This window comes from Phenylobacterium sp. (genome assembly GCF_036501465.1).
Classification (GTDB): Bacteria; Pseudomonadota; Alphaproteobacteria; order Caulobacterales; family Caulobacteraceae; genus Phenylobacterium.
The window spans coordinates 1-21,171 of sequence record NZ_DASYAF010000020.1 but is presented as its reverse complement, the minus strand read 5'-3'; the positions used below and the strand labels follow the sequence as shown (position 1 = coordinate 21,171).

21 protein-coding genes, 1 tRNA gene, 1 pseudogene and 1 riboswitch are annotated in these 21,171 nt (G+C 69.8%); of the genes and pseudogenes, 16 read left to right on the top strand and 7 right to left on the bottom strand.

Annotated elements, in window-relative coordinates; translation table 11 throughout:
* Positions 1-488, top strand: a 488-nt coding sequence (locus tag VGL85_RS02275; RefSeq protein ID WP_331585580.1) for a glycerol-3-phosphate acyltransferase, incomplete at its 5' end; no start/stop codon positions are given.
* Positions 489-520: 32 nt separating this feature from the next.
* Here the strand turns inward: VGL85_RS02275 and sfsA are convergent.
* Positions 521-1,222 carry a DNA/RNA nuclease SfsA gene (sfsA, locus tag VGL85_RS02270; RefSeq protein WP_331585578.1) on the bottom strand — a complete coding sequence of 234 codons (702 nt, stop codon included), beginning with the start codon at positions 1,220-1,222 and terminating at the stop codon, positions 521-523.
* On the bottom strand, positions 1,222-1,551 hold the full coding sequence (locus VGL85_RS02265; protein ID WP_331585576.1) for a hypothetical protein: 330 nt from the start codon (positions 1,549-1,551) through the stop codon (positions 1,222-1,224). Before VGL85_RS02265 ends, sfsA begins: the two co-directional genes overlap by 1 nt.
* A 226-nt stretch (positions 1,552-1,777) precedes the next feature.
* On the opposite strand from VGL85_RS02265, the gene VGL85_RS02260 reads away from it, so the two are divergent.
* The 3 genes from VGL85_RS02260 (at position 1,778) to VGL85_RS02250 (ending at position 4,182) form a co-directional block, all read left to right on the top strand.
* A complete protein-coding gene (locus VGL85_RS02260) occupies positions 1,778-2,551 on the top strand; it encodes a competence/damage-inducible protein A (protein ID WP_331585574.1) in 774 nt (257 codons plus the stop codon).
* A gap of 96 nt (positions 2,552-2,647) precedes the next feature.
* A complete protein-coding gene (locus VGL85_RS02255; RefSeq protein WP_331585572.1) occupies positions 2,648-2,920 on the top strand; it encodes a hypothetical protein in 273 nt (90 codons plus the stop codon).
* A gap of 158 nt (positions 2,921-3,078) precedes the next feature.
* Entirely contained in the window at positions 3,079-4,182 is a 1,104-nt protein-coding gene (locus VGL85_RS02250; RefSeq protein WP_331585570.1) for a hypothetical protein, read from the top strand.
* An 11-nt stretch (positions 4,183-4,193) separates the two neighbouring features.
* Here VGL85_RS02250 and VGL85_RS02245 read toward each other — a convergent pair whose 3' ends face one another.
* Entirely contained in the window at positions 4,194-5,225 is a 1,032-nt protein-coding gene (locus VGL85_RS02245) for an alpha/beta hydrolase (RefSeq protein ID WP_331585568.1), read from the bottom strand.
* A 133-nt stretch (positions 5,226-5,358) separates the two neighbouring features.
* Here VGL85_RS02245 and VGL85_RS02240 point away from each other — a divergent pair.
* From VGL85_RS02240 to VGL85_RS02195, 10 genes are all read left to right on the top strand, one after another.
* Positions 5,359-5,447: transfer RNA gene (locus VGL85_RS02240), tRNA-Leu, on the top strand.
* Positions 5,448-5,707: 260 nt separating this feature from the next.
* A complete protein-coding gene (locus tag VGL85_RS02235) occupies positions 5,708-7,120 on the top strand; it encodes a porin (protein ID WP_331585566.1) in 1,413 nt (470 codons plus the stop codon).
* Positions 7,121-7,207: 87 nt separating this feature from the next.
* Positions 7,208-8,167 carry a sugar phosphate isomerase/epimerase gene (locus VGL85_RS02230; protein WP_331585564.1) on the top strand — a complete coding sequence of 320 codons (960 nt, stop codon included), beginning with the start codon at positions 7,208-7,210 and terminating at the stop codon, positions 8,165-8,167.
* Between the two features lie 23 nt (positions 8,168-8,190).
* On the top strand, positions 8,191-8,760 hold the full coding sequence (locus VGL85_RS02225) for a hypothetical protein (protein ID WP_331585562.1): 570 nt from the start codon (positions 8,191-8,193) through the stop codon (positions 8,758-8,760).
* Positions 8,753-9,091 carry a hypothetical protein gene (locus VGL85_RS02220; RefSeq protein ID WP_331585560.1) on the top strand — a complete coding sequence of 113 codons (339 nt, stop codon included), beginning with the start codon at positions 8,753-8,755 and terminating at the stop codon, positions 9,089-9,091. The genes VGL85_RS02225 and VGL85_RS02220 overlap by 8 nt, the downstream gene beginning before the upstream one ends.
* A gap of 50 nt (positions 9,092-9,141) precedes the next feature.
* A complete protein-coding gene (locus tag VGL85_RS02215) occupies positions 9,142-9,909 on the top strand; it encodes a hypothetical protein (protein WP_331585558.1) in 768 nt (255 codons plus the stop codon).
* Between the two features lie 139 nt (positions 9,910-10,048).
* Positions 10,049-10,276: riboswitch (cobalamin riboswitch) on the top strand.
* Positions 10,277-10,462: 186 nt separating this feature from the next.
* Positions 10,463-12,460 (top strand): TonB-dependent receptor plug domain-containing protein, encoded by a 1,998-nt coding sequence (locus tag VGL85_RS02210; protein ID WP_331585556.1) that lies wholly within the window; start codon positions 10,463-10,465, stop codon positions 12,458-12,460.
* 2 nt (positions 12,461-12,462) lie between these two features.
* Positions 12,463-13,341, top strand: coding sequence for an ABC transporter substrate-binding protein (locus VGL85_RS02205; protein ID WP_331585554.1), 879 nt, complete (start codon positions 12,463-12,465; stop codon positions 13,339-13,341).
* Positions 13,338-14,330, top strand: a complete 993-nt coding sequence (locus tag VGL85_RS02200) for an iron ABC transporter permease (protein WP_331585552.1) — start codon at positions 13,338-13,340, stop codon at positions 14,328-14,330. Before VGL85_RS02205 ends, VGL85_RS02200 begins: the two co-directional genes overlap by 4 nt.
* The gene (locus tag VGL85_RS02195; protein WP_331585550.1) at positions 14,327-15,100 is read left to right on the top strand and encodes an ABC transporter ATP-binding protein; all 774 of its coding nucleotides are present in this window, start codon (positions 14,327-14,329) and stop codon (positions 15,098-15,100) included. Before VGL85_RS02200 ends, VGL85_RS02195 begins: the two co-directional genes overlap by 4 nt.
* A gap of 9 nt (positions 15,101-15,109) precedes the next feature.
* On the opposite strand, the gene VGL85_RS02190 is transcribed toward VGL85_RS02195, so the two are convergent.
* Positions 15,110-15,790 (bottom strand): superoxide dismutase, encoded by a 681-nt coding sequence (locus tag VGL85_RS02190; protein ID WP_331585548.1) that lies wholly within the window; start codon positions 15,788-15,790, stop codon positions 15,110-15,112.
* 83 nt (positions 15,791-15,873) lie between these two features.
* Complete coding sequence (locus VGL85_RS02185; protein ID WP_331585546.1) at positions 15,874-16,305, bottom strand: VOC family protein; 432 nt, start codon at positions 16,303-16,305, stop codon at positions 15,874-15,876.
* A gap of 246 nt (positions 16,306-16,551) precedes the next feature.
* Between VGL85_RS02185 and VGL85_RS02180 the strand changes: the two genes are divergently transcribed.
* Both VGL85_RS02180 and VGL85_RS02175 read left to right on the top strand, forming a co-directional pair.
* Positions 16,552-18,600, top strand: a complete 2,049-nt coding sequence (locus tag VGL85_RS02180; protein ID WP_331585544.1) for a redoxin domain-containing protein — start codon at positions 16,552-16,554, stop codon at positions 18,598-18,600.
* A 148-nt stretch (positions 18,601-18,748) separates the two neighbouring features.
* Complete coding sequence (locus VGL85_RS02175) at positions 18,749-19,552, top strand: DUF5694 domain-containing protein (RefSeq protein ID WP_331585543.1); 804 nt, start codon at positions 18,749-18,751, stop codon at positions 19,550-19,552.
* Here VGL85_RS02175 and VGL85_RS02170 read toward each other — a convergent pair.
* Both VGL85_RS02170 and VGL85_RS02165 read right to left on the bottom strand, forming a co-directional pair.
* A complete protein-coding gene (locus tag VGL85_RS02170; RefSeq protein WP_331585542.1) occupies positions 19,537-20,826 on the bottom strand; it encodes an MFS transporter in 1,290 nt (429 codons plus the stop codon). The two genes, VGL85_RS02175 and VGL85_RS02170, sit on opposite strands and share 16 nt — an antisense overlap.
* A 72-nt stretch (positions 20,827-20,898) precedes the next feature.
* A pseudogene (locus tag VGL85_RS02165) lies at positions 20,899-21,171 on the bottom strand (methylmalonyl-CoA mutase); the annotation flags it as partial.

The window sequence follows — 21,171 nt, the reverse complement described above, 5'->3', positions numbered from 1 at the left end:
ACACGCTGAGGGTGCTGGGGAAAGCCGCCGCGGCGCTTGTCCTGGCGGGCGACGTCGCCAAGGGGGTGGTCGCCTGCCTCATCGGGCTGTGGCTGGGCGTCTATGTCCACTCTGGTGCCGCGGTGGACTGCCTGAGCCTGCTGGCGGCCGGCGGCGGCGCGGTGGTGGGCCACAACTGGCCAGTCTATTTCCGGTTCAAGGGCGGCAAGGGCGTGCTGACGGCCGTGACCGTGATGTTCATGATCAACTGGGTCATGGCGCTGATGAGCCTGGGCGTCTTCGTGGTGATCGTGGCCGTGACCCGCCTGGTTTCCCTGGGCACGATCTGCGCCACGCTGTTCTTCGTGGCGGTCTCGTTCGTTCCGGCCTTCGGGACCACCCCCTATTTCCAGGTTTTCGCATCCCTGATCGCGCTGATGATCGTCCTGAAGCACCGGGCGAATATCCGAAGGCTGCTGTCCGGGACGGAGAACAGGCTGAGCTTCTGATTGAACGGCGTCCGAGGCCGCGCCGCCGGCGGCTAGCGGCTCCAGGGCAGCCGGCGCGCGATCCTGACCCCGTCCACGGCGATGTCGCAGGCGTAGACGAGCACCTCGACCCCAGCCTCCGCCGCCTGGTCCAGCCCGCGGGCGAACGCGGGGTCGAGGTCGGCGCAGGCGGCGAAGCGGTCGCAATCCATGCGTTGCACCACGAACAGGGCCACGGCGCGGTCGCCGGCGGCGACCATCGCCTCCAGCTCGCGCAGGTGCTTGGCCGAGCGGGCGGCGACGCAATCGGGAAATTCCGCCAGCGTCCCGGTTCGGCGCAGGTGGCAGTTCTTGATCTCCAGCCAACAGGCCGGGCGGTCCGGATGGGTGAGCAGGAAGTCGACCCGCGAATTGGTCCCGTACCTCACCTCGCGCCGGTGGGTGTCGTAGCCGGTCAGCTCCGGGATCGCGTCAGCCGCCAGCGCCTCGGCCACCAGGCGGTTGGGGTGCAGGGTGTTGATCCCCACCAGGCCGCCGTCGACCTCCACCAGCTCCAGCGTGTGCGCCAGCTTGCGCTTCGGATCGGAGGACGCGGAGACCCAGGCGCCCAGGCCCGGCGTGTTCAGGCCCAGCATGGCGCCGGGGTTCGGACAGTGGGCGACGATCTCGCGCCCGTCGTCGAGGGTCACGTCGGCGAAGAAGCGCTTGTAGCGGGCGGTCAACGTCCCGTGGGCGAGGGGCGAGGGGAAGTCCATCAGGGCGTGGCCGGCTTGCAGACCTCAGCGACGAAGGCCTTGTAGACGCCCAGTTGGCGATAGGCGGCGAGGCCGGCGCGGTTGGCGCAGGTGACGCCGCCTTCGGTGAGCGCGCAGCGTCTGCCGATTGCGTCCTGCACGGCCCGGCGCTGGGGTTCCGAAAGGTCTGCCTCAAAGCGCTGCATGAGCCGTGCGAGTTCGCCCTGGTCCATCTCGGAAGGGCGCACCACGGGGCAGGTGCGCGGAGTGCGTTCGATGAGGCCGGCCTGACCCGCCCGGGCGACAAGGGGCAGGGCAAGCAGGATGGCGGCGACAAAGGCGAGGCGCATGGCGCGCTCCAAGCGATTTACAGGCCCGTCCTTAAGTCCATGGGGGCGAGTTTGCTACGGGCTCCGGCCAGCTCAAGGACGCGCCCGTGGCGCGCCGCCTGGCGGCCGGGCGAAGCCCGGTCCTTGACCTGGCCGGAGCCCGTAGCTCCAATCTGGCCATGGGCCGTAAGGCTCTCCAGCATTCTGAAGAATGCCGGCGATGACACCGACAATCTGGAAGGCGCCAATGGCTGGACCCTCGAGCGACGACCGCGTCACCGCCGCGGTGCTGATCATCGGCGACGAGATCCTGTCGGGGCGGACCCAGGACACCAACCTGCGCGACATCGCCCGCTATCTGGGCGTCCATGGGGTCGACCTCGCCGAGGCGCGCACCGTGCCGGACGTGCACGAGGAGATCGTGGCGGCGCTGAACGCGCTGCGTGCCCGCTACGACTATGTGATCACCACCGGCGGCATCGGCCCGACGCACGACGACATCACCGCCGAGGCCGTGGCCGCGGCGTTCGGGGTCGAGCTCTACGAGCATCCGGAGATCCTGGCCATGATGGCGGCGCGCTGGGGCCCCGAGGTGACGCCGGCGCGCCGGCGGATGGCCCGCGTGCCGGTGGGCGGCGACCTGGTGAAGAACCCGGTGCAGGGGCCGCCCGGCTTCACCATCGGCAATGTCTTCGTCCTGGCGGGGGTGCCGCTGGTGATGCGCGGCATGCTGGAGGACGTGGGGCCCCGCCTGCGCGGCGGCGCGGTGACGGTGTCGCGCACCGTGCGGGTGGAGGGCTCCGGCGAGGGCGTGATCGCCGCGCCCCTGGAGGCGGTGGCCAGGGCGCATCCGGCCATGAGCCTGGGCAGCTATCCGTTCTTCGGCGACGGGAAGTACGGCTCCAACCTGGTGCTGCGAAGCCGCGATTCCGTCGAGCTGGCGGCGGCCGTGGGCGAGCTGGTCGCGGCCCTGAGGGCGGCGGGGATCAACACGATCCGCGAGGTTGAGACAGCAGCCTGACCAGAGAACTACTAACAAATGCAAATAATATAAGGATTGTATCGGATCACATGTTCGGTTATTTCCCGGTGTTACTGGAGTTTCAAGGACATAACGATGTTATTTAGTGCGCTGATCGCGGCTGCCGCGATCCTGGCCGACGGCGCGCCTGCCGTGGCCGCGACCCCCGCGACGACGGCGACCCCTCCTACGGCCACCGCGCCGGCCACGCCGGCGGCCAAGACGGAAAAGCCACGAATGATCTGCAAGAGCGAGGCGGTGATCGGCACCCTTATGCCGAAGAAGACCTGCTACAGCGTGGATCAGGCGAAGGATCGCCAGCAGGCGGAACGCGAAAACCTGCGGGACATCCAGGCGAAGTCGCACTGAGCCGCGCCCGGCGCGCCGACCCCTTGGGCCTGGCGCGCCAGTTCGCATCACCTGTTCGGTGAATCGGCCGGGTTAATCGCCTTTTTCCTTTTTGCGGGTAGTCAGGGTCGGCACGCGGGGGCGCGTGTGACCTCTCGCCCGCTCGAGGAGCGACGTTCGTGGCCGAAACCTATCGCAGTATGCGAGGGCTCGAGAAGACAGCCTCGACCAGCCGGGTGCTGAACCTGGCGGCGCTCGCCGTGCGTCACGCCGACAATGAGGAACACCAGGCCAAGCCGCTGTTCACCTCTCCCGCGCTCAACGCCGCGGTGATCATCAAGCATCGGCTGCGGACCAACGAGATCGGCACCGTCGCCACCCGCCACCGCACGGCCACCAAGCTGATCGTGCCGTTCGAGCGGTCCGACCTGAGCCTTGGCGGGCGCGCGCTGTTCGTAGGCGACCGCGGCTGGATGGAGAGCCTGCAGGAGCTGGCCGGCCAGAGCGCCGACCTGGGCCGCGACGCCGGCGTGCTGGAAGCCCTGGACGAGCTGCCGTCGCTGGACCCCTTCCTGTTGCGCGAGCACATGCGCCGCCGCGGGTTCGACATCTCCGACACCCATTTCGAGATCTCCGGCCACGACCTGGACGCCATGCAGACGTTCGTGAGCAAGGAGATCGGCAAGCTGATCGACCTGGCCTACAAAGGCCGCGCCTCGGGCAACAACAGCCGCCTGGTGGAGGCGCTGCTCTCCAGCAAGCACGACGATCGGCTGGAGCCGCTGCGGCTCACCCTGCGCCTGGAAGGCGACAGCTACCGCGAGGGCATCTTCGCCTGGAAGGGCTTCCTCTACTACAAGTGGGTGCTGAACAACCTATGGCCGAAGCTGCGCGAGGTGATGGTCGAGCTGAACAAGGTCAAGACCATCGGCCCCCGCGACTTCGAGGCGGAGTCCCTGTGCCGCAGCATGAAGGTGCGGATCGGGGAGAACATCGAGCGGCAGGTGAAGTTCGTCGGCGACTACCTGCGCCTCTACGACAATGTGTTCGACGAGCTGACCCGCGAGGGCAACGCCACGGCGTTCCGCGACTTCCTGCTGAAGTCGCCGGACATGCTGGTCGCGCTGGGCGAGGGCGCCGGCATCGTCAGCCACATCGCCAGCTTCTGGCGCTACCGCTTCCCGAAGGGCAAGCCGCTGGAAGCCATGGTCAGCGAACTGCTGGATATCCTGCAGGACTTCGAGGCCGGCCTGGGGGCCGAGCCGGCGGCGATCGCGGCCTGAGGCCGGTCCGGCTACCGGCCCTTGGCGGAAGCTCCGGCGGCGGCCGGGGCTGAGAGGAAGTCCTCCGTCGCCTGGTAGAGCACGTGACGCCCGGTCTCGAGATGCATGAGGTGGGTCGCTTCCGGGACAGTGACCAGCCGCCGCTCCAGGCCAGGGGGCAGGGCGGCCATGAACCAGGCCGCGTCCGCCGCCGTCGATGAGCTGTCCCAGGCGCCGCGGATCAACAGCACCGGCCGGTCGAGCCGGGCCGGATCATAGGCGAGCGCCCCCGCATGGGCGTCGGCCACGTCGGCGGATGGGCCGTTGGGGACCTTGACCGCCGGCGGCGAGTGCGTGCGGCTTTCGGGGTCGGAGGCCAGGTAGATCGCCGCCCAGGCGGGGAAGCCGGCCTCCTCCAGCACTGGGGCGTGGCCGGCCGGGACGTCCTTGACGAAGCGGGCGTGCTGCTCGGCGATGGTCACCAGGCTCCAGGCCTGCGGCGCGGGCGACGGCAGGCCGTCGCGTCGCAGGATCGGGCCGAAGAGGACCAGTCGGTCGACGGCTCGCGGGTGATCGATGGCGAAGCGCGCCGCCGGTATGGTTCCCCAGGAGTGGGCGATGATCGAGACGTGCGCCGCGCCGGTGCGGCGGCGGATCAGGGCGACCGCCCGGGCGATCTGCCGCTCCGCCTCCGCCGAGCGCCCGACCGGCGGCCCCGCCGGGACCGTCGCGCGCATCGCCGGATAGCGTTCGGAGCCGCCATAGCCCGCGAAGTCCAGGGCGAAGACGTCGTGGCCATGGGCGTTCAGTGCGTCGGCCCAGGACTCGCCGCCGAAGCGCGCCATCATCGAGTTGGCCGACGGGAAGGTGGCGCCGTGGACGTAGAGCACCGGTTGCGACCACGCGCCCGAGGCCGCCGCCTGCTCGCGCACCAGTAGCGCCGGGCGCCAGTGAGGCGCGGGTGCGCCCGGCAGGTGGTGCTCGTGCGCAACCTGGGCGCTCGCGGGAAGGGCGGCCAGGAGGCCAGCCAGGGCAAGAGACAGCGGAAAGGCCGGACGGCTCATTCACCGACTCTGCCACGGCTTGGCTGTGGGGCGGTTCGGCGGCGGTCGAAGTATCGGTCGCCTTTCGTCGCTCCATCTGCTGGCCCGCCCGCCTATCGACCGGCGCGGCGCCGTCGGATAAGCCTGCGCCGGCGCGGGCGTGGCGGAACTGGTAGACGCAACGGACTTAAAATCCGTAGGGCCGCAAGGCCCGTGCCGGTTCGACCCCGGCCGCCCGCACCAGCATCTTCGGCCACGGCCGCCTGCAGATCGATTTGGCGGCGTTGCGCGTTACGGGCGGCGACGGTCCCTGAGCGCGGGGGTTCGTCGCGGGCGGCGGCTGTGTCCCCAGCAGTGGTTTGACCGAGGGGCTGAGGATGGCGTTGGGGATTCCCACAATTAACCTCGAATTTAGCCGCCAATGGGAAAGGGCTCGCGAAGCCCGGCGAGAAGCGCTGGGATACAGATCGAGACCTCTCATGCGTCAGTCCTCGCCGAATACCTTGCCTCGTCTCGCGCTTTGCGGCGCGCTTGCCCTGGCGGCTACCACCGCGCTGGTCCGCCCGGCCTTCGCGCAGGCCGCCGCGCCCGCGCCCGCGCCGCTGAGCGTCGAGACCCTGGCCGCGCCCGCGGCGGCCAAGGAAGCCACGGCGGCGAAGACGGACGACGGGGCGCTGACCTGGAAGGGGATCACGCTGTACGGAACCTTCGACATCGGCGTGGCCCACCTGGAGCACGGCGCGAAGCTCACCCAGTTCTACGGCCCCGGCCTGCCGTTCCTGATCCAGAAGAACGCCGGCGCCGCCATCACCTCGATCTCGCCCAACGGGCTTGCGCAATCGAAGCTGGGCGTCTCCGGCGTCGAGACGCTGACCAGCGACGTGAACTTCGTCTTCAAGCTGGAGACCGGCTTCCAGCCGACCTCGCTGCACCTGGCCGACGGGCCGCGCAGCATCATCGCCGACAACGGCGTGCCGTTGCAGAACCAGACCACCAACGGCGATTCCAGTCGCGCCGGCCAACTGTTCCAGGGCGCGGCCTATCTGGGCGTGGCGTCGAAGACCTTCGGAACCCTCACCTATGGCCTGCAGACCAGCCTGATCCAGGACAATTTCGGCAAGTATGACCCGCAGGCCGGCTCGCAGGCCTTCTCGGTGATCGGCTACTCCGGCTTCGCGGCCGGCGGCGGCGCCACCGAGACCTCGCGGTTCGACAATTCGGTGAAATATGTGATCACCAAGGGCCCGGCGCGCTTCGGCTACCTGCACAATTTCGCGGGCGGGAACGATTTCCCGGGCGAGGCCGACCAACTGAACGTCGGCGGCGACTACAAGGGCCTGTCGGTCGACCTGACCTGGAGCCACGTCCAGGACGCGGTCTCGGTGTCTTCCCTGACGGCGGCTCAGAATGCCCAGCACCCGGGCACCCTGGCCGGGACGGTCTCCGACGACACGGCTTGGGCCGCCGAGGCGCGCTACCAGTGGGGCAAGGCCAAGATCTACGGCGGCGTCGAGGCCATCGAGTTCGCCAATCCGAAGCACCCGCTGCCGGCCAGCTTCCGCGGCATCGGCGGCTACATCGTCGATTTCGTGAACAACGCGGCCTACACGATCCACCGCAAGGAGACGGTCTCCTGGACGGGCGTGCGCTACGCGGTGACGAACAAGTTCGACGTGACCGGCGCCTACTACCGCTACGACCAGAACAGCTTCAAAGGCAACGGCTGCGCCGACGAGAGCGCGTCGTCGTGCTCGGGCCAGCTCTGGGCCTATTCGCTGGTCGGCGACTACCACCTGACCAAGCGCTTCGACGTCTATGCCGGCGCGAACCACGCGGCGGTGGCCGACGGGCTGGCCTCGGGCTTCCTCAACAAGCACTCCACCGATCCGGTGGCCGGCGTGCGCTTCACCTTCTAGGCGTCGCGCGCCGCCGCTTCCCGGCCTAGGATCGCGCCTCGAAAGCCGCGGGGCGCGATTCCCGGCGGATGGACCTTGGGAGGCAGGATGATCGCGATGACGCGGCGGGGCGCCCTGAGCGGGTTTGCGGCCCTGGGAACGGCTGCGGCCACTGGCGCGATGGCGAAGTCGCCCACGGAGCCGTTCTTCAAGGGCAACCGGCTGCCGATCGGGCTGCAGCTCTACACCCTGGGCGGCGACCTGCGCGCCGACGTCGACGGCATGCTGGGGCAGGTGGCCAAGATCGGCTACCGCACCGTGGAGCTGGCGGGCTATCTCGGCCGCACGCCGAAGGAGTTGCGGGCCACCTTCGACAAGGTCGGGCTGAAGGCCACCTCCAGCCACGTCCAGGCCCAGGGCGCAGGGCCGGAGCCGACGCTCGCCGAGATCGACAGGGTGATCGCCGACGCCCACGTGATCGGCATCGAACACATCGTGATGCCCAGCGTGCCGATGCCGGCGCACGTCGACGCCAAGCCCCGGCCGGGGGAAGACGTGGCGGCGCGGTTCGCCCGGGTCTACGGCCAGCTCACCGCCGACGACTGGAAGGCGGTGGCCGACCTGCTCAACGCCAAGGGCAGGGCGCTGAAGGCGGCCGGGCTGACCATGGGCTACCACAACCACAACGCCGAGTTCATGCCGATCGGCGGGACCAATGCCCTGGAGATCCTGCTGAAGAACACCGACCGGGCGCTGGTCTCATTCGAGATGGACGTGGGCTGGGTGATGGCGGCGGGGCATGACCCCTTCGCGCTCTTGAAGGCGCACAAGGGCCGCTTCACCCAGATGCACGTGAAGGACATCAAGGCGACCACCAAGCCCAATTTCGCTTTCCAGCAGGACCCGACCGAGGTGGGCAGCGGCATCATCCCCTGGCCGAAGCTGCTGCCGGCGGCCTATGCCGAAGGCGTGCGCGGCTTCTTCGTCGAACAGGAGCCGCCGTTCGCGCGGCCGCGCATCGAGGCGGCGAGGATCTGCTTCGACTATCTGGACAAGGTGGTAGCCTAGGACAGGGCAAGGGGCGAACGGGCATGGAAATCACGGTCCGCGACGCGGTGACCATGCTGCACGGCATGGGGTTCGGCGCGCTGCTGCTGCTGGCGTTTTCGGGCGCGGTCGCAGGCCTCTACTCGACGTCCATCGCGGGGCACCACTGGACCGAGCGCGAGCGGCGGCTCGCGTGCGCCTACCTCGTGGTCATGGCGGCGCTAGCGTGGGTGACCGTCCTGGCCGGCGCCTACCTGGTCTATCCCTGGTATCGGGCGGCGGCCCCGCCGGGGACGGTCGATCTCAGCGGCTATCCGCAACGCCTCCTGATGTCGCGGACCGCCACCTCCGGCTGGCACGACGTCGGCATGGAGTGGAAGGAGCACATCGCCTGGTTCGCGCCGATCACGCTCACCGCCGTCGCCTACATCTTCATCCGCTACGGGACCCACCTGGCGCAGTTCCGGGGCGTGCGGAACGCCGTCATGGCGCTGGCGGCGACCGCCTTTGTCGCGACGTCCGTGGCCGGCGCGTTCGGTGCGATGCTCAACAAGTTCGCCCCGGTTCGCGGTGGCGCGACCATCGTAATCATGAAGGGGGAAAAGCATGGCTGAGAGCAGCGGCGCCCCGATCACCAATGGCCCCGGCGCGGCCGCGATCCTGGCGGCGGCGGGCGGCTGCTTCGTGCTGGGCGTCCTGGCGCTGGCGGCCGATGCCGTGGCGCCGCTCGCCGGCGCCTTGAAGGTCTGGAAGCCGACGGGGCCGCTGTCCGGCGTCACCGACGTGGCGATCGTGATCTGGCTGGTGCTGTGGTTCGTGCTGAACCGGCTTTGGCGGGCGCGCACGGTCAGCATGGCCCGGGTGAACCTGGCGTCGGTCCTGCTGTTCGTGGGCGGGGTGCTGCTGACCTTTCCACCGTTCATGGACTTGCTGCAGGGCAAGTAGACCATGGCTGTCCCGGCGGATTGCGGCCTGACCTGAAGACAGGAGCTCCGATGCCCGAGCACCACCTGCGTCGATGGGCGGCCGCGGCCTGCGCCAGTCTGGCGATGGGCCTGGCAGGCGCCGCTGAGGCCGGCCCGCCGTTCGTCACGGACGACCCGGAGCCGGTCGATCTCGGCCACTGGGAAGTCTACGGCTTCGGAGCCGGGACCCATGTCCAGGGCGACACCGCTGGGGTCCTGGCCGGGACCGAGGTCAACTACGGCGCCGCGCCGAACCTGCAGCTGCACATCATCGTACCGCTGGCCTACGACGCGCCCAAGGGCGGCTCGACCCAGGTCGGCCTGGGCGACATCGAGCTGGGCGCCAAGTATCGCTTCATCACCCCGGGCGAGAAGGACTGGTTCCCACAAGTCGGCGTCTTCCCGCTCGTGGAGCTGCCGACCGGCGACGCCGACCGCGGCCTCGGCGCCGGCAAGACCCGCGTCTTCCTGCCGATCTGGATCCAGAAGGACCTGGGCGACTGGACCACCTATGGCGGCGGCGGCCGCTGGTTCAATCCGGGGCAGGGAAACCGGGACTACTGGTTTGCCGGCTGGCTTGTGCAGCGCCAGGTCAGGAAGCAATTGGCGATCGGCGCCGAGCTGTTCCACGACACGGCGATGACCGTCGGCGGACGTGACTCGTCCGGCTTCAACGTCGGGGGCGTCTATGACCTCAACGAGCACTATCACCTGCTGTTTTCCGCCGGCCGCGGCCTGCAGGACGCGCGCGAGGCGAACGAGTTCTCCTACTACCTCGCGCTCCAGAAGACCTTCTGACGCCGCCCATAGGGCCGTACCCGATGCCTCGCCCCTGCCGGTCGCGCTCCCCTCCCCGCCGCGGAGATGACGGCGCGAGGTAGAGTGGACAATCCTCTCAAACCGGCCCAAACACCCAACCGCCCGCAGCGTAACCGTGGGCGAGTACCTGCGCGCCGATGCCCTTCGGGGCTTAATCGGGAACGCGGTAGGGGGCGTGAAAACCCTCGATCCGCGGCTGTCCCTGCAACTGTGAGCGGTGAGCGCATACGCATTCGGCGGGAGGCCTTAGGCCCCTCGCCAGCCACTGGGCGGCGACGTCCGGGAAGGTCCGCGTATGACGCCGTGACCCGCGAGCCAGGAAACCGGTCGGTGCGTGTCGCTCGAGCTTTCGGATCAGTGGAATCCGGGGCGCGGAACTCCGTCTGAGCGACGAGCAGAAGCGGTGGAGAGCCGTTTCGACCGGTCCGGCCGGCGCCTTCACGCGTCAGCGCCGCCGGGCCGTCGGCCCGAGGGGTTCGCCCGAGGGAGGCTCTCCGCCTGTCGTTCAGACGCAGGCAAACGGAGGGCTTGCATGCCCCGCTACATCTATGGCGCCAGCTTGCTGGCGATCCTCGCGGCCAGTCCGCTCGGCGCGTTCGCGCAGGATATCCCATCTTCGACCCTCGATCCGCTGGTGGTCACCGCCAGCCGATCCGGCGACGCCACCCCGGAAGACCTGGTGGCCGCCTCGGTGACAGTGATCGACGACCAGGCCATGACCGACCGCCAGGTGCGCGTGGTCTCCGACGTGCTGCGCGACGTGCCCGGGGTGGCGGTCAGCCGCTCCGGCGGCGTCGGCGGCTTCACCCAGGTGCGGCTGCGCGGAAGCGAGGGCAACCAGACCTTGGTGCTGGTGGACGGGATCAAGGCGTCGGACCCGTTCTTCGACGAGTTCGACTTCGGCACGATCATCGCCGACGAGGCCAGCCGCATCGAGGTCCTGCGCGGCCAGCAGTCGGCGCTCTATGGCTCCGACGCCATCGGCGGCGTGATCAGCTATTCGACGTTGACCGGGGCCGAGGCGCCGGGCGTCCGCGTGCGGGCCGAGGGCGGCTCGATGGGGACCTACGGCGGCGGGGTGCGCCTCGCCGGCGTCAACGGCGACCTGGACTACGCCATCTCCGGCAGCGGCCTGCACACCGACGGCTATCCGGTGGCGGTGGGCGGCCACCGCGATGTGGGATCGGACAACGCCGGGCTTTCGGCCAAGCTGATCTGGTCGCCCGGGGCCAGCCTGTACATCACCGCCGTGGGGCGTTTCTCCCACACCGACGCCGACACCACCGACACGGGCGAGGATTCCACGGCCCCGACCTTCGGCCTGGCGCTGGATTCGCCCGGCGCGCACTACGTCAACGACGCGGTCTATGGCCTGCTGAAGGCCGAGCTGTCGTCGCTGGACGAGCGGCTGACCAACGCCGTCTCGGCCCAGGTCGCCGACACCCGCCGCTCGGATTTCGACGTGGCCAACGCCTTCGCTCCGCCGGCCGGCCAGCCGATCGTCAAGACCGGCGGCGATCATGGGACCCGGTTCATCGAGTCCTACGAAGGCGCCTACCGGTTCGGCGACGAGCAGCTGAAGCAGCGGGTGACCCTGGCCTTCGACGCCGAGCAGAACACCAGCCAGACCACGGTCTCGCCGTTCGGGGGGTTCCTCGGCAAGGAGCGCCTGGACAACACCGGCCTGGTTGGCGCCTACGACGCGACCTACGAGAACCGCGGCTCGTTCAGCGCCTCGGTGCGGCATGACTGGAACAACCGCTTCGCCGACGACACCACCTACCGCGTCCAGGCGAGCTGGCGCTGGGACGCGGGGACGCGGGTCCACGCCGCGGCGGGCTCGGGGATCAAGGACCCGAGCTTCTCGGAACTGTTCGACTTCGTGGCCGGCCGCTTCATCGGCAATCCGGACCTGAAGCCGGAGAAGTCGGAGGGCTGGGAGGTCGGCCTCGACCAGACCTTCGCCCAGGGACGGGCGCACGCCGGCGCGACTTACTTCGACAGCCGGTCGACCGACGCGATCACCACCAGCTTCGCCACCGGCGTGGCCATGCCGGTGAACCTGGCTGGGACCGACACCCAGAAGGGCGTCGAGCTGTTCGCCGACGCGGCGCTGGACGGCGGCTGGCGGATCGACCTGGCCTATACCTGGCTCGACGCGCCGCAGAGCCTTTCGGTGATCCAGGCGGGCCGGTTCACAACCTTCGATGGCCAGGCGGTGCGCCGCGCCCGCGACATTGCCAGCGCCAACCTGACCTGGGCGCCGCCGGGCTCGCCGTTCAGCGGCACGCTCAGCGTGCGCTACAACGGAAAGCAGAACGACGAGGCCTTCACCGACCCCTCGTTCACACCGGTGCTGGTCTCGCTCAGAGCATTCACCCTGGTGAACCTGGACGCGAGCTGGAAACTGACCAGGACCACGGAACTCTATGGCCGGATCGAGAACCTGTTCGACCAGAGCTACCAGGAGCTCTTCAGCTTCGCCGGCGCCGGCCGGGCGGCCTACGCCGGCGTGCGGGTGAGGTTCTGAAGATGAGGCGCGCGTTCCTGTTCGCCGTCGCTGGGCTGGCCATGACCCTGGCGGGTTGCGGCCGGACCGTGGCCGCGACGGGCGCGCGCGCCGCATCGCCCGGGCCGCCCCGGCGGATCATGTCGCTGAATCTCTGCACGGACCTGCTGCTGCTGGAGATCGCGCCGAAGGCCCGGATCGCCTCGGTGACCTTCCTGGCCAAGGACGGGGCCAAGGCGATCGCGCCCGGCCTGGCCGACGGGGTGGCGGAGAACCGCGGGTCGGCGGAGGACGTGGTGCGCTTCAAGCCCGACCTGATCCTCGACAGCGGGCTCTCTTCGCCGCTGGTGCGGGACCTGGCGCGGCGGGTCGGCGCCAAGGTGGTCGACGTGAAGAACGCCAATAATTTCCAGGATATCCGAGACGATCTTCGCCAGGTGGGCGAGGCGGTGGGCGAACCCGCCCGCGCCGAGGCCCTGATCGGACGGATGGACGCCACCCTTTCGGATCTCGCCGCCCATCCGCCGAAGCGGAAGCTGCGCGTGGTGGCCTGGAGCGGCGGCTCCGCCGTGCCGGGCAAGGACAGCCTGACCGACGCGATCATCACCGCGGCGGGGGCCGAGAACATCGCCGCCCGGCCAGGCGCGGCGGAATCCAGCTTCGGCGTCGAGGAGCTGCTGGCCACGCGGCCGGACGCCCTGTTGTATGGCGGCGCCACGCTCGGTCAGCCGTCGCTGCTGGACGACGAGGGCCAGCACCGGGTGGTGCGCCGGCTCTATGCGGGGCGGCGCATCGCCTACAACGACGCGGCCCACACCTGTGGCGTGCCGCAGTCGGCGGACTCGGCGGTGGCGATCCGCGCGGCGCTGGCGCGGCTGCCGGCCGGAGAGCCTGGACGATGAGACGCGGGGCCGAAGCCGGGCTGATCGCGGGCGCGCTGGGGGTGCTGGCCGCGGCCTTCGTGGCCTCGCTGTTCCTGGGCCGGGTGAGCCTGAGCCCCGCCGACCTGTGGGCCGGGCTGACCTCGCCGCGCGACAGCCTGGCGGGGCTGGTGGTCACCGAACTTCGCATCCCGCGCGCCCTGCTGGCGGTGCTGGTGGGGGCGGCGCTGGGGCTGTCGGGCGCGGTGCTGCAGGGCCTGCTGCGCAACCCGCTGGCCGAGCCCGGCCTGCTGGGGGTGACCAACGGGGCGGCGGTGGGCGCGGTGATCTCGATCTATTTCGGGATCAGCCATGTCTTCGCACTGTCGACGCCGCTCTTGGGGATGGCGGGCGCGCTGGCGGCCGGGGCGCTGACCTGGGTGTTCGGACGGGGCAGCACGCTCACCCTGATCCTGGCCGGGACGGCGGTCTCCAGCCTGATGAGCGCCTTCCTGGCGCTGGCGCTGAACTTCGCGCCCAGCCCTTATGCCGCCTATGAGATGAGCGTCTGGATGCTGGGGTCGCTGGCCGAGCGGAGCTGGGACCACATCTTCCTGGCCGGGCCCTTCATCCTGGCGGGCCTGGCCCTGTTGGCGACGCTGGGCCGGGCGGCCGATGCGCTGACGCTGGGCGAGGCGCAGGCGCAGAGCCTGGGCGTCGATGTGGACCGCACCCGCATCCTGGCCCTGCTGGGCGTGGGGCTGAGCGTGGGGGCGGCGACCTCGGTGACCGGCGCGGTGGGTTTCATCGGCCTGGTGGCGCCGCATCTGGTGCGGCCGTTCGTAGGGCACCAGCCGAGCCGCATCCTGCTGCCCTCGACCATCCTGGGCGCGGCGCTGTTGCTGGCGGCCGATATCGGCACGCGGGTGATCCCCACCAATACCGAGCTGCGGCTGGGCGTGCTGACCGCCTTGCTGGGCGCGCCGTTCTTCTTCTGGCTGGTGATGCGGCTGCGCAGGGTGGCGCCATGACCCGGCTGACCGGCGAGGGCCTGACAGTGCGGCGCGGCGGCCGCGCGATCCTGGACGGGGTCTCGCTGGACCTGTCCGGCGGCGCCTTCGTGGCCGTGGTGGGCGCCAACGGGGCGGGCAAGTCGACCCTGCTGTCGGTGCTGGCCGGGTTGCTGGCGCCCGACGCGGGGACTGTCAGCCTGGACGGGGCGCCGATCGGGCGGCTGAAGCCCCGCGACCTGGCGCGGCGGCGGGCCTACCTGCCGCAGAACCCGCGCGCCGAATGGCCGATCGCGGTGGAGCGGCTGGTGGCGCTGGGGCTCACGCCGCAGCTTCCGGCGTTCGGCGGCCTGCCGGGCGGGCTGGAGCCGCGGCTGACCAAGGCCATCGAAGCCTGCGATCTCGTGGACCAACGCTTCCAGCCGGCGACGACGCTTTCCGGCGGCGAACTGGCGCGCGCCATGCTGGCCCGCGCCCTGGTGGGCGACCCGCAGGCGCTGATCGTCGACGAGCCGATCGCCGGGCTCGATCCGCGCCACGCGCTGGACACGGTTGGCCGGCTGAAGGGCCTGGCCGGGCAGGGGCGGCTGGTGGTCTGCGCCCTGCACGACCTGACCCTGGCGGCGCGGTTCTCGAGCCACATGCTGGCGCTGCGCGAGGGCCGCCTGGCCGCGTTCGGACCCACCGGCGAGATGATGGGCGCGGCGCTGCTGCGCACGGTGTTCGACGTCGAGGCGCGGATCGCGGGGACCGGCGCCGCGACGGTGATCGACTATGTCGGGCCGGCCTAGGGGATTGGCCTAGACGCGCGGCTGCTCGGCCGGGGCTTCCTTGCCGCCCCCGCCGCTGGCCATCGGCGCGCCGAACTTGAACCCCTCGCCCTTGCCGTCGGCGGCGAACATCTGCTGCTCGGCAAAGAAGTAGTTGGCCGCATGCTGCAGCCAGGCCGCCAGGAAGGCCTTCCGGTCGTTCTGGTAGTCCAGGTAGTAGGCGTGTTCCCACAGGTCGCAGACCAGAAGCGGGAAGAGGCCGTCCTTCACCAGGGTGTCGTCGGCGTCGTGGGTGGAGATGATCTTCAGCCCCTCCGAGCCGGTCGCCAGCCACACCCAGCCCGAGCCGAAATGGCCGACGCCTTCCTCGACGAACTTGTCCTTGAACTCGTCGACGGAGCCGAAGGTCTTCTCGATGGCCGCCTTGAGCTGGCCGGTGCAGCTCTTCCCACCCGGCGCCATGCAGGGCCAGAAGAAGGCGTGGTTCCAGGCCTGGGCGGCGTTGTTGAACAGGGTCTTGTCGCCGGTCTTCGAGGCCTCGCGCACCACCTCCTCGAGGGATTTGCCGGACAGGCCGGCCTTTTCGGCCAGGGTGTTGGTCTTCTCGATGTAGGCCTTGTGATGCTTGTCGTGGTGGAAGTGCAGGGTGTCGGCCGAGATGGTCGGCTCGAGCGCATCGTAGTCGTAGGGCAGGTCAGGCAGCTTGAACATGTGAGGGGCCTCCTTCGCGCTGGGAGAACCCGCCGCCGCGAGGCCCGTTCCGCCGCCGAGCGGCGGTTTTCGAACCCGCGGCCTTAAGGGCGGCGCATGGAGATCAGTTCGAGCTCGCGCCCCTCGGGATCGAGCACGAAGGCCACCCGCATGGCCTCGGTGTCCCACGGCGGGCGATGCGGGGTCGCGCCCTGGCTGACCGCCCAGGCGTAGGCGGCGTCCACGTCGCGGAGATAGAGGCCGAGCGGCCCGTGGCCGGAGCCGACTTCCACGGGCCGGCCGTCCTTGTTCCAGTAGAGGATCAGGCTGAAGCCGGCCTCCTCGCCGGGCCGGCGCAGGACCAGTTCGGTGATGTCCGGCAGGTCGATGGTCTGGGTGACGGCCAGGCCGAAGGCGCGGGTGTAGAAATCGGCCATCCCCTGCAGGTCGCGGACCACGAACTTCATGAAGCCGAAGCGGACGCTGGGGGCGCCGGCGAGGGCGGCGGCGGCAGGCGCGGTGGCGGCGTCGGTCATGGGTCTTCCTCCGGGTTCGCCCCCATCCTGCGCGCCGCAGCGATGGGCGGCTACGGCTTTTGCACCGGGGCTGCATCCGATCGCGCGGGTGGCGGCGACCATGGACGACACGTCGTCGCACTGCAGCTTAAAGCGGGCGCGGCAATAATCGTGTAACGTAGTTGGGCGATGTACGGCGTACGCCGAGCAGCCCCGCTGCTTCGGCGCGTTCGGCGTATGCCGGACCTCACTTTGGGGAGCGATCTGATGAACGGTGCGAAACTCGGCGTCCTGGCCCTCTTCGCCAGCGCAGCGGCCCTGGTCGGCTGCACCAGCGACCAGTCCTCCAGCGCCCAGGCCCTGAGTGCGACGGCGCACGGGACCGGCGTTGCGGCCACGGCGGCCATGCCGAGCCGGGTCGACAACTTCATGCTCGTCGACCAGAACCTGGAAGCCCACGAGCTCTATCGTCTGGCCGATGCGCCGGCGGTGGTGCTGGTGACCCAGCAGAACGGCGATGCGGTCGTCCAGAAGCTCGCGCCCCAGATCAACAAGATCGCCGCCGACTATGGCGCCAAGCGCGTCGAGTTCATGATGATCAACTCGTCCCCGAAGGACTCGATGGAGTCGATCCAGGCCGAGGCGACCAAGGTCGGCTACAAGGCTCCCGTCCTGATGGACGACAAGCAGATCATCGGCGAGAGCCTCGGCGTGACGCGCTCGGCCGAAGCCGTGGTGATCAATCCGAAGACCTGGACGGTGACCTATCGCGGCGCGGTCTCCGGCGTGCCGGGCGCGCTCGACGCCCTGCTGGCCGGCAAGACCGCGCCCATGGCCGGCCCGGCCAGCACCGGGGCGGCCATCGCCTTCGCCGGCGCGACCAAGGTCTCCTATTCGAAGGACGTGGCGCCGATCCTGGAGGCCAAGTGCGTGGCCTGCCACGAGGACGGCGGCATCGGCCCGATGGCCTTCAATAACTACGCCGTGGTCAAGGGCTTCGCGCCGATGATCCGCGAGGTGATCCGCACCGACCGGATGCCGCCCTATCACGCCGATCCGCGGGTCGGGCACTTCTCGGACGACAAGCGCCTGAGCCCCGACGAGATCAAGACCATCGTCCACTGGGTGGACGAGGGCGCGCCGCGCGGCGACGGGCCCGATCCGCTGGGCGCGGTGAAGCGGGTGGCGGCCGAATGGCCGCTGGGCAAGCCGGACCTGATCATCGACGTGCCGGCCTTCACCATCCCCGCCTCGGGCGTGGTCGACTACCAGCGCCCGGCGGTGCCCGGCACGCTGACCGAAGGCAAGTGGGTCCGCGCCTCGACCGTGAAGCCGGGTTCGCGCCAGGGCGTGCACCACCTGCTGACCGGCTGGATGGAATCCATGCCCGCCAACGGCAAGTCGTCGGAAACCCGCTGGGCCGCCTCGCTCGGCGCAGGCTATGCGGTGGGCGCGGAAAGCTCCATGGAGCCGAAGAACGCCGGCGTCTATCTGCCGCCGGGCGGCGCCTACGGCTTCCAGATGCACTACACGCCCTACGGCAAGGAAGTGGTCGATAAGAGCCAGGTCGCGCTCTACTTCTACGACAAGCCGCCGGAGCTGATCATGCACAGCGTGGTGGTGATGGACCCGACCATCCAGATCCCGGCCGGCGAGGCGCGGCACAAGGAAGTGGCCTACGTCCAGTTCCCGCACGACGCCCTGCTGTACTCGGCCTTCCCACACGCGCACTACCGCGCCTATTCGTCGGACCTCTGGATCGAATATCCGGACGGCAAGATGAAGCTGCTGCTCAGCCTGCCGCGCTACGACTTCAACTGGCAGCGCTCCTACACCTTCGCCGAGCCGGTGAAGGTGCCGGCGGGCTCGCGGCTGGTGGCGCACTACGTCTACGACAACTCCGCGCGCAACCCGTCCAACCCGGACCCGAAGATCAACGTCAGCTGGGGCGAGCAGTCGTTCCAGGAGATGCTGTTCACCTCGCTCAGCTACCGCTGGGTCGACGAGACCGCCCATCACCGGGTCAACTATGAGGAGGAGATGGGCAAGACCCGCCTGCTCGGCATGATGGACGACAACCTGGACGGCAAGCTGTCGAAGGCCGAGCTGAAGGGCGGCATGGGCGCCCAGCTGCTCAAGTACTTCGACCTGCTCGACAAGAACCACGACGGCTTCCTGGACGCGGACGAACTGGCCGCCGCCCAGGGCATGATGGGCAATCGCCGCTCGGCCGCGGCGCCGCCCACGGCCAAGCCGAAATCGGAAGCCGCCGAGCAAGCCGCGGCGTTCAACAGCGGCAGCCCGACGAACCGGTAGGGGCTGGGCGCACCGCAGACGATCAGGGCCGCCGGGCAGACCGGCGGCCCTTTTTCGTGGCCCGACTGCCGGCCGCGTGGCCCGGTTACCGATCCTTCACTTGAGCGACGTCCCGGCAAACCTACAGTCGCGGCCGGGAGGATTATCCATGCGTCTCCGGTTGCTTGCCGCCGCCGTGGGCGGATTGCTGATGACGTCCCCCGCGCGCGCGGTTGAGCCCGCCCAGCCTCCCGTCGAGGTGATGGTGATCGGCGCGTTCCACATGTCGAACCCGGGCCACGACATCCACAACCTGAAGGTGGACGACGTGCTGGCGCCCAAGCGCCAGGCCGAGATCGCGGCGGTGACCGACGCGCTGGCGCGCTTCAAGCCCAACAAGGTCGGCGTGGAGTGGCCCGCCGACATCGTCGCCGAACGCTACAAGCAGTACCTGGCCGGCACGCTCGCGCCGTCGCACAACGAGGTGGTGCAGCTGGGCTTCCGGCTGGCCAAGACCGCCCACGCCGAGGGGGTCTACAGCCTCGACGCCGACGGCGACTTTCCCTACGACCGCCTGAAGAACTTCGCCTATGCCCAGGGGTTCAAGGCGCTGCTGGACGGGCTGGACGCCCAGACCCAGGCCGGGGTGGACGAGCAGGCCCGGGTGCTGGCCGACAAGGGCGTCGGCGCGGACCTGCGGCTCCTGAACGATCCCGCCCGGATCAAGGCCGACCAGGGCTTCTATCGCGAGGTGCTGCGCATCGGCCGCGGCTTCGACCAGCCTGGGGTCGACCTGGCGAGCGCCTGGTATCACCGCAATTTCCAGATCTGCGCGAACCTGCTGGACATCGCCAAGCCCGGCGACCGCATCGTGGTGATCTTCGGCTCGGGCCACGCCTTCCTGCTGCGCCAATGCGTGACGGAGACGCCCGGGTTCAAGCTGGTCGAGGCCAACGACTACCTGCCACGCTGAGGAGACTGGCTCCCTCTCAGGACCATGACGATGGCCGCGGCGGCCAGGAAGGTCACCGGCAGCAGGGACAGGCCCAGGTGGAAGCCGCCGGTCCGGTCCTTGGCCAGGCCCCAGAGCCAGGGGAACAGGAAGGAGCCCACCTGGCCCAGGCCGTTGATGGCGGCGACGGTGACCGCCACGGCGCGCGGATGGACGATCTCGCCCGGCGCGAGCCAGAAGGCCGCGCTGATCCCGAAGTAGCAGGCCATCATGGCCAGGTAGGCGGCCATGGCCACCGGCGGCGCAGGCGCGACCGCGATCACCGCGAAACAGGCCGCGGCCAGCACCAGCGGGACCGCCAGGTGCAGGTAGCGCTCGCGGAAGCGGTCGGAGCTCCAGCCGGTGACCGCCATGCCGATGGCCCCGGTGATCCCGCCGGCGGCGACGAGATAGCCCACGCCCGCGGCGGAGAGGCCGGTGGCCTCCTTCAGGACGGTCGGCCCCGAGAGGGTGAAGGCGTAGTAGGGACCCAGGTAGAGGAAGTTCACGGCGGTGATGGCGATCACCGCCGGGCGGAGCAGGGCGCGGAGCTGGCTTCGGTGGTCGGGCGCGGCGACCGCGGCGTTGTCGGCGGCGATGCGGGTCTCCAGCCACGCCTTCTGCTCAGCCAACAGCCAGGCGGCGTCGGCCGGGCGGTCCGGCAGGAAGCGCAGGTAGACGAAGGCCAGGACGACGGCCGGCGCCCCCTCGGCGAGCAGCAGCCACTGCCAGCCGTGCAACCCAAGCCGTCCGTCGAGGCCCAGCAGGCCGCCGGCGACCGCGCCCATGACGACCGAGGCCAGGGGCGCGGCGATATAGAACCGCGAGACCGCCCGGCCGCGGTGCGCCTGCGGGAACCAAAGGCCGAGGTAGTAGATCACGCCGGGGAAGAAACCGGCCTCGGCCGCCCCCAGCAGGAAGCGCACCAGGTAGAACTGCCAGTCAGTGCGGACCAGGGCCATGCTCATGGCCACCAGGCCCCAGGTGACCATGATCCGCGCCAGCCAGCGCCGGGCGCCCACGCGGGCGAGCGCCAGGTTGGAGGGGATTTCCAGCAGCGCGTAGCTGATGAAGAACAGCCCGCCGCCGAAACCGTAGACCGAGGCGGTGAAGCCCAGTTGGGCGTTCATCTGCGGCGCGGCGAAGCCGATGTTCACCCGGTCCATGTAGGAGATCAGGTAGCCCAGCAGGATCAGCGGCAGGATGCGCCAGGCGATGGCGCGGGTGGTGCTGCGCTCTAGGTCGCTGTCGGCCATCCGAACCCCCGGGATGCGCAAGAACGCCACGCCCGGCGCCGCAGGTCGAGTGAACAATTTCGGCCTTTGGGTCTATTGCGCCGCCTGCTCCTGGGCATAGCCGAGCTGTTCGTTCAGGCGCTCGATCACCGAGATGGCGGCGTTGGGGACGGTGGTGCCGGGCGTGAAGATGGCGGCGACGCCCATGTCCTTGAGCACGGCGAAGTCCTCCGGCGGGATGACGCCGCCGACCACCACCATGATGTCCTCGCGGCCGAGGCGGGCGAGTTCGGCCTTCAGCTCCGGCACCAGGGTCAGGTGGCCGGCGGCCAGGCTGCTGGCCCCCACCGCATGGACGCCATCGGC

Excerpts from the sequence above, each read along its gene's own strand:
- sfsA (WP_331585578.1), bottom strand. The coding sequence starts at position 1,222 with ATGGACTTCCCCTCGCCCCTCGCCCACGGGACGTTGACCGCCCGCTAC.
- VGL85_RS02265 (WP_331585576.1), bottom strand. The coding sequence starts at position 1,551 with ATGCGCCTCGCCTTTGTCGCCGCCATCCTGCTTGCCCTGCCCCTTGTC.
- VGL85_RS02260 (WP_331585574.1), top strand. The coding sequence starts at position 1,778 with ATGGCTGGACCCTCGAGCGACGACCGCGTCACCGCCGCGGTGCTGATC.
- VGL85_RS02255 (WP_331585572.1), top strand. The coding sequence starts at position 2,648 with ATGTTATTTAGTGCGCTGATCGCGGCTGCCGCGATCCTGGCCGACGGC.
- VGL85_RS02245 (WP_331585568.1), bottom strand. The coding sequence starts at position 5,225 with ATGAGCCGTCCGGCCTTTCCGCTGTCTCTTGCCCTGGCTGGCCTCCTG.
- VGL85_RS02230 (WP_331585564.1), top strand. The coding sequence starts at position 7,208 with ATGATCGCGATGACGCGGCGGGGCGCCCTGAGCGGGTTTGCGGCCCTG.
- VGL85_RS02225 (WP_331585562.1), top strand. The coding sequence starts at position 8,191 with ATGGAAATCACGGTCCGCGACGCGGTGACCATGCTGCACGGCATGGGG.
- VGL85_RS02220 (WP_331585560.1), top strand. The coding sequence starts at position 8,753 with ATGGCTGAGAGCAGCGGCGCCCCGATCACCAATGGCCCCGGCGCGGCC.
- VGL85_RS02215 (WP_331585558.1), top strand. The coding sequence starts at position 9,142 with ATGCCCGAGCACCACCTGCGTCGATGGGCGGCCGCGGCCTGCGCCAGT.
- VGL85_RS02210 (WP_331585556.1), top strand. The coding sequence starts at position 10,463 with ATGCCCCGCTACATCTATGGCGCCAGCTTGCTGGCGATCCTCGCGGCC.
- VGL85_RS02205 (WP_331585554.1), top strand. The coding sequence starts at position 12,463 with ATGAGGCGCGCGTTCCTGTTCGCCGTCGCTGGGCTGGCCATGACCCTG.
- VGL85_RS02200 (WP_331585552.1), top strand. The coding sequence starts at position 13,338 with ATGAGACGCGGGGCCGAAGCCGGGCTGATCGCGGGCGCGCTGGGGGTG.
- VGL85_RS02195 (WP_331585550.1), top strand. The coding sequence starts at position 14,327 with ATGACCCGGCTGACCGGCGAGGGCCTGACAGTGCGGCGCGGCGGCCGC.
- VGL85_RS02190 (WP_331585548.1), bottom strand. The coding sequence starts at position 15,790 with ATGTTCAAGCTGCCTGACCTGCCCTACGACTACGATGCGCTCGAGCCG.
- VGL85_RS02185 (WP_331585546.1), bottom strand. The coding sequence starts at position 16,305 with ATGACCGACGCCGCCACCGCGCCTGCCGCCGCCGCCCTCGCCGGCGCC.
- VGL85_RS02180 (WP_331585544.1), top strand. The coding sequence starts at position 16,552 with ATGAACGGTGCGAAACTCGGCGTCCTGGCCCTCTTCGCCAGCGCAGCG.
- VGL85_RS02175 (WP_331585543.1), top strand. The coding sequence starts at position 18,749 with ATGCGTCTCCGGTTGCTTGCCGCCGCCGTGGGCGGATTGCTGATGACG.
- VGL85_RS02170 (WP_331585542.1), bottom strand. The coding sequence starts at position 20,826 with ATGGCCGACAGCGACCTAGAGCGCAGCACCACCCGCGCCATCGCCTGG.